At 62.7% G+C, this 7,099-nt stretch carries 4 protein-coding genes and 2 pseudogenes; 5 read left to right on the top strand and 1 reads right to left on the bottom strand.

The annotated features are described in order from the left end of the window. From LDN95_RS20205 to LDN95_RS20185, 5 genes and pseudogenes are all read left to right on the top strand, one after another. Positions 1 to 106, top strand: a pseudogene (locus LDN95_RS20205) (IS5/IS1182 family transposase); the annotation flags it as partial. A 24-nt stretch (positions 107 to 130) separates the two neighbouring features. Continuing rightward, positions 131 to 511, top strand: a pseudogene (locus LDN95_RS20200) ((2Fe-2S)-binding protein); the annotation flags it as partial. Between the two features lie 2 nt (positions 512 to 513). Further along, positions 514 to 2,745, top strand: coding sequence for a xanthine dehydrogenase family protein molybdopterin-binding subunit (locus LDN95_RS20195; protein ID WP_226019353.1), 2,232 nt, complete (start codon positions 514 to 516; stop codon positions 2,743 to 2,745). 15 nt (positions 2,746 to 2,760) lie between these two features. Then, the gene (locus LDN95_RS20190) at positions 2,761 to 4,227 is read left to right on the top strand and encodes an FAD-binding oxidoreductase (RefSeq protein ID WP_226019352.1); all 1,467 of its coding nucleotides are present in this window, start codon (positions 2,761 to 2,763) and stop codon (positions 4,225 to 4,227) included. A gap of 67 nt (positions 4,228 to 4,294) precedes the next feature. Continuing rightward, a complete protein-coding gene (locus tag LDN95_RS20185) occupies positions 4,295 to 5,440 on the top strand; it encodes a DSD1 family PLP-dependent enzyme (protein WP_226019351.1) in 1,146 nt (381 codons plus the stop codon). A 32-nt stretch (positions 5,441 to 5,472) separates the two neighbouring features. Here the strand turns inward: LDN95_RS20185 and LDN95_RS20180 are convergent, their stop codons facing one another. Then, on the bottom strand, positions 5,473 to 6,969 hold the full coding sequence (locus LDN95_RS20180; protein ID WP_226019350.1) for a serine hydrolase: 1,497 nt from the start codon (positions 6,967 to 6,969) through the stop codon (positions 5,473 to 5,475). Between the last annotated feature and the right edge of the window lie 130 nt (positions 6,970 to 7,099).

Here is a 7,099-nt window from a genome sequence, read left to right as displayed (position 1 = left end):
CCTCGCCAAAGACTGGGAACGCTCCATCGAGAGCTCGACCGCGTGGGCGAATATCGCTTCTATCCGGATGCTAACCCGCAGAATTGCGCGACTTTCAGCCGCATGACAGACTTTTGAATCGGGCTCTAAGGGAACCAAGTTCGGCTGCGGCATCGCACAATGCGGTGCCTGCACCGTCCATATAGATGGCGAGCCGACGCGCGCTTGCGTGACGCCTGTGGGATCGATCGGAGCGAAGGCTGTCACCACTGTCGAAGGGCTTGGCGAAACCCCCGTGGGCAAGGCGGTTCAGGCTGCCTGGATGCATCTCGACGTGCCGCAATGCGGCTATTGTCAGGCGGGGCAGATGATGGCGGCGAGCGGCTTGCTGCGTTCGACACCGAAACCGTCGGATGCCGAGATAGACGACGCCATGCGCGGCAATTTCTGCCGCTGTGCCACGTACACCCGGATCCGCGCGGCGATCAAGACAGCCGCCGGAATCGACGCCTCTGACAATCGCGAGGTTTGATCATGACCACACGCAGACAGTTCCTCATCACCGTCGGCGCGACCGCCACAGGCGCGCTGCTGGTGGGTTTTGACGTGCAGAACGCCGCCAGGGCGGAAGGCGCAGCGCAAGCCGTGGGCGACTATGTCGTGCTCGGGCAGGACGGCATCGTGCAGATCTTTGCCAAGAACCCGGACATGGGTCAGGGCACAAAGACGATGCTGCCGATGCTGATCGCCGAAGAACTCGACGTCGATTGGGACCGCGTGCGGGTTGCCTTCGCGCCGGTCGATGGGCGTCGCTATCCATTGCAATGGGCAGGCGGTAGCATGGCGGTGCCGATCAATTGGGAGATGATGCGCCAGGTCGGCGCGGCCACCCGCGCAGTGCTGGTACAGGCTGCAGCGACGCGGCTGAAAGTTGCGCCCGAAAGTCTGATCACGCGGTCGGGACAAGTGATCCACCCCGCAACGGGCAGACGCATCGATTACGGCAGCCTTGCGCTCGAAGCATCGCGACTGCCCGCGCCCGACCCCAAGGCGCTGAAGCTGAAGGAGGCCAAGGACTACCGGATCATCGGAACCCCGCATACCGGCATCGACACACCCGCCATCGTCCATGGCGAGCCAATTTTCGGCATCGACACCGTCGTTCCCGGCATGAAATATGCCGTTTATGTCAAGTCGCCGGTCTATGGCGCAAAGCTCAAGCATGCCGATCTCGATGCCGTGCGCAAGGCACCGGGTGTCGAGCAGGTGTTTGTCCTTGAAGGCATCAAGCCACCAGCGGGCGCACAGATCGGTCTTGCACCGGGCTATGCGCCAGGCGTGGCCATCGTCGGCAGGAACTGGTGGCTGGTCAATCAGGCGCGCAACCTGCTGAACGCCCAATGGGACGACGGATACGGCGCAAGCCACGACAGTGCCGGTTACGAGGCTCAGGCCCACACCCTGCTCGCAGGATCGGGCAAACGCCTCACCGACAAGGGAGACGTCGAAGCCGCGCTGGCAAAGGCGGCACACCGGGTCGAAGCGGAATACCGGACCCCGTTCCTGCCCCATCTGACTCTTGAGCCGCAGAACTGCACGGTCAGCCCGACAGCGACGGGACTGGAAATCTGGGCGCCGACCCAATTCCCCAACGAAGGCCGCGACCTTGTCGCACAGACGCTGGGGCTGAAGCCCGAAGCCATCACGGTGCACATGCGTCGGTGCGGCGGCGGTTTCGGAAGGCGCATCATGAACGATGTGATGGTCGAAGCGGCGGCCATCGCGATCAAGGCGCAAGTGCCGGTCAAACTGCTCTGGCCGCGCGAAGATGACGTTGCCTTCGACTATTTCAGGCCAGGCAATTATCATCGGCTGAAGGGTGGCCTCGATGAAAGCGGACGCCTGATCGCCTATGCAGTACACGGCGTAACGTTCACCCGTGACGGCAAGCTGATCGACGGCGGCGAGATCAATGCCGATATGGCGCCCGCAGCAATTGCGGCGAATTACCGGCTGGAACAGTCCGACATCGCGGCGATCGCGCCGACCGGATGGCTGCGCGCGCCTATCTCCAACGCGCTCTCGTTCGTTCACGAATGCTTTTGCGACGAATTGGCCAATGCGGCCGGCGTAGATCCGCTCCAGTTCCGCCTGACCCAGATGCGTGCCCACGTGAATGAACCACCCCCGCCGTCGGGCGAGCCGGGCGAACCGACCTATGACCTGCGTCGCATGGTGCCCGTGCTCGAACGCGTTGCCGAACGTTCGGACTGGGGTAAAGCCCCGCGCAAGCCCGGGATCGGTTTCGGTGTCGCCACTTATTTCAGTCATCGCGGCTATTTTGCCGAAGTGGCGAAAGTCAAAGTCGAAGCCGATGGCCAATGGCGCGTCCTGAAGGTCTGGGTGGTGGGCGATTGCGGCTCGACCATCATCAATCCCGTCAATGCCGAGGCGCAAGTGCAGGGCGCGGTGATCGACGGGATTTCACATCTGCGCAACGAAGTACGGTTCGACAAGGGCGCCCCCGCGCAAACCCAATTCTCGGACTTCGATCTGGTGCGCATGCCCGACGCACCGCAAGTCGACGTCCACTTCCACATCACCGACAATCCGCCGACCGGGCTTGGCGAACCAGCTTTGCCGCCGGTGGTCGCAGCCATTGCCAACGCGATCCACGATGCCTGTGGCGCGCGCTTGCGCAACTTGCCGAGCACCGCCGCGATGATCCAGAGCGGCCGGACCGACGGCGCTTCAAAGGCGGCTTAGCCAGAGGTATTCACGATGACACATGCCCAAGCCACCCTGACCGCGCGCGCGCAGACTTCTGCCGCTGCGCCCTCACCCATCCTGCCTTCCCTCTCCGCGCGGGCGGCGCGTGCCGAGGCGGTCCATGCCGAACTTTCGCCGTTGCTGGGCACTCGCCTGAGCACCAACGCCGCGATCCGCGAACAACACGGTCGCGGAGAAGGTCTGAGCGACCTGCATCCGCCGGAACTGGTCGCCTTTCCCGAAAGCACCGGCGAAGTTGCCATGATTGTGCGCGCCTGCAATGCCCATGCGATGCCGATCATCCCGTTCGGGGTTGGCACATCGCTTGAAGGGCATGTCTGCGCGCCATTTGGCGGGCTCTCGCTTGACCTGTCGCGCATGGACAAAGTGCTTGAGATCAATGCTGAATCGCTCGACTGCAAAGTCCAGGCCGGGGTCACTCGGATCGGCCTCAATGCCGAACTGAAAAGCCTTGGCCTGTTCTTTCCGCTCGATCCGGGTGCCAACGCGACGCTGGGCGGCATGGCGGCCACCCGCGCATCGGGCACGAACGCCGTCCGCTACGGCACGATGCGCGAAGTCACGCTCGGCCTGACCGTGGTCACGCCATCAGGTGAGATCATCCATACCGGAGGGCGCGCTCGCAAAAGCTCGGCTGGATACGATCTGACCAGGATATATGTCGGTTCCGAAGGCACGCTTGGCGTCATCACCGAATTGCAGGTGCGGGTATTCGGAGTGCCGGAAACCATTTCATCGGCAATTTGCCAGTTCCCCGATGTCGACAGTGCGGTGCGCACCGTGATGCTGGCCTTGCAGATCGGCATTCCGATGGCGCGGATCGAACTGGTCGATCATTTGGCGATGAAGGGCGCGGCGATCTATTCAAAACTGACCGATTTGGCACCGCTGCCAACCCTGTTTCTCGAATTCCATGGCGGACCGGCTGCCGTGGCCGAACAGATCGCGACGTTGCGCGAGATTGCCGACGACTTTGGTGGATCGGCTTTCCGCTTTGCCGAACGCGAGGAGGAGCGCACCCGCTTGTGGAAAGCCCGCCACGATGCCTATTATTCAGGGCGGACTTTGGCGCCGGGTTGCGAAAGCATCGTCTCCGATGCGTGCGTGCCGATTTCCGAACTCGCGGATTGCCTGGCGGCCTGTTATGCGGCGGCCGAGACGTCGGGGCTGATCTGTCCGGTTGTCGGCCATGTCGGGGACGGCAATTTCCACATGATGGCCATGTTCGATCCCAACGATCCGGCCGCCAGAGCTCGGGCAGAAACGCTGATGCAACAGGTCAGCATGATCGCCCAGAACCACGGCGGCACCTGCACCGGCGAACATGGCGTGGGCATGCACAAGCTGGACGCCATGCGTCGCGAACACGGCGAAGCGCTGTCAGTGATGTGGGCGATCAAGCACGCACTCGATCCCAAGGGACTGATGAATCCGGGCAAGACCTTGCCAACGCTGTGAATGCGGCTTGAAAGCAGGTCCGCCCTTGCGCACTTCAGCCAAGCGCGCAGATGGGAACGCACCGACCATGACCGACGACGACCTGCATCGCCATCTGATCGATCAACCGGCATCGCGCGATGGATTGAACACGCCGGTGCTGTTGATCGACCGTGGCGCGCTCGACCGAAATATTGCGGCAATGGCGCGGTTCGTGGCGGCCAGGGGGTTGCAGCTTAGACCCCATGCCAAGACGCATAAGAGCCATGACATCGCCCGGCGTCAGATCGATGCGGGCGCGGTCGGGATTTGCTGCGCGAAGCTTGGCGAGGCCGAAGCGATGGCGGACAACGGCGTAACAGAAGGCATCTTGCTGACATCGCCGGTCGTCACGCCGCAAGCGATAGCGCGGCTGATGGCGCTCAATTGTCGCACGACCGATCTGATATGCGTCGTCGACAATCCCGAAAACGTGCGCGAACTGGGTAAGGCGGCGCGCGCAGCGGGCAAGCCCTTGCGCGTAATCATCGATATCGATCCGGGCATTCATCGCACCGGCGTCGCCACACCGGACACCGCCGTCGCATTGCTGGACGCGATCGGTAGCGAACACGATCTGCACTATGCCGGGGTGCAATTCTATTGCGGAGCGCAGCAGCACATCCCAAGCTTTGACAAGCGTCGGGACGCAATGGAAACGCTAAGGTTTCGTTTGCAGGCGTTCATCAATGCCCTGACCGAAGCGGGCGGCGGCCCCGGCATCGTTACTGGTGGAGGCACAGGCACCCATCGAATCGACCCCGATCTTGGCCTGTTCACCGAACTTCAGGCTGGCTCCTATGTGTTCATGGACGCCGAATATGCCGCCTGTGACCTTTGCGGCGATGGCCTTGCGGCTCCGTTCGAGACAGCCTTGCTGGTCGACGCGCGCGTGGTCAGCGCCAATACGCCGGGGCTGGTCACGCTCGATGCCGGGCTAAAGGCGTTTTCAAGCGATGCCGGAGTACCCACCGTGGTCAAGGGTGCTCCCTCCGGCGCGACTTACCGCTTCATGGGTGACGAGCATGGCGCGCTGCTGTTGCCCAATAGCGGCACGCTGCCACTGGGCCATGTGGTAACACTGGCAACCCCGCACTGCGACCCCACGGTCAATCTCTACGACACCTATCACGTGATCGAGGGCGAGACGTTGCGCGCCTTGTGGCCGGTAACGGCGCGGGGTCGGTCGCGCTAGAGCGCCCTGCACGACCGACTCTGTGCCACAAATCAGGTGTCGCGCCGTTCGAAATCGTTGCCGGAGAAATTCAGCACCTGCGGCCGCCCATTGACCAGACCTTCAAACCGGAAACGTTCGGTGCTGGCCGGAACTTTGAGCGTCCAATAGCCATCCGGATTTGCTTCAAGCGGGATGCTATTGCCTTCAAGGTCAAGATAAAGGCCGTCGCTATGCGCCTCGATCTGCACGGCGCCGAACCAAGGGCTGTCGTTCTCGTAGCGACCGGCCAGCGCTGCCAGATCGGCGCGAACCGGCCCAGCCTTTGCAATCGGCGCCGGCTTGGGCGCGGGCTTGATCGGTGCAGGTTTGGGCGAAAGACCGGCGTGCGGCTCGATCACGTTGCGCAAAACTGCGCAGGCATACGCCGTCAGATCTCGGGGGCGATAGTCCTGCTGGCCACAATTGGTGCTGGCAAAGCAGCCGACCCCCGCCACCGGATCGACATGCATCGACGACGAAAACGAGACCATCCCTCCGGTATGGTGCATGATCGTGCGCCCCTCGACCGGTACGTGGGCAAGACCCGCGCCATAGCGCGCGGTGCCGTTGCCAACAGGCCAATTGGGAGCAGCGGCGGTGGCATTTGTGAAATTGCGCGCACCGTCGTCGGAGAGCAGTGGCGCGCCCTTGCCGGAACCGGCTGAGACAAGGTATCGCAACCAATGCGCCATGTCGCCGGTCGTTGCCGCGATGCATCCGGCACCAGTGGTGGTGTTGATCCACGCGGCCGGGCCCAGCCGCCCGTGAATATGGGAGTCCACGCCAGCATCAAAGGCGGTGTAACTTGCTGCGTAACGGTCGCGATCGGAGGCGAAGATGGCGCCCCGGGCACCGGTCATGCCAAGCGGCGCAAAAATCCGCCGTTCAAGGCTTTGAGCCAGTGATCTGCCATCCAATCGCTCGATGACCTTGCCAAGGAGCTGGTAGGCCGTGTTCGAATAGGACCAGGCGCTTCCCGGCTTGAAGGCTGACCACAGCTTACCGTCCGGGGTGCGCGGAAACAGCGGCGCGCTATCAGGCAACCCGCTGGAATGATCCATCAGGTTGACCAACGTGATCGGTGGTTCGGGCGGCAAAGCAACCTCGGGCAACACCTTGCGGATGTCATCCGAAAGCGACAGCCGACCTTCCTGCGCCAGTTGGTGAATGCAAAGCGAAACGAACGACTTTGAGATCGAACCGATCTGAAAAAGATGATCCGGCCGCAGCGCTTCCTGCCGCTCGACGTGCGAAAAGCCCGAGCGGACTTGTGCGGAGTAGCCACCGGGCGCCACCACGACGAGTGTCAAACCAGGCAGACCATATTCGCGGCGGTGCACATCGGCGTAGGCGGCAATCCGTTGCAGGGCCCCGGCGTAGCGCTTGGCATCGCCGGTGGCACCAAGGGAAAGCGCGCTCTTGCGAGCGGTCGCCGCTGCGGCTGGTGCGCTGACTGCTGTTCCGCCTGCCGCGAGCACGGCAACCTTCAGAATGTCACGCCGATCCATCCCCATCTCCTTGCTGGCCGCCCTGCAGCCGATCTCACAAAACACGGCGACTGGCGCAATTGTCCGATAAGAAATTAACGTCCTGAATGGAAAACTGTCAAGCCGGAGCGCCTCGGAAGGTCGTGCATGC

The sequence above is a fragment of the Novosphingobium sp. FKTRR1 genome (genome assembly GCF_020404405.1).
Taxonomy (GTDB): Bacteria; Pseudomonadota; Alphaproteobacteria; order Sphingomonadales; family Sphingomonadaceae; genus Novosphingobium.
This window is presented reverse-complemented; position numbering and strand designations above follow the sequence as displayed.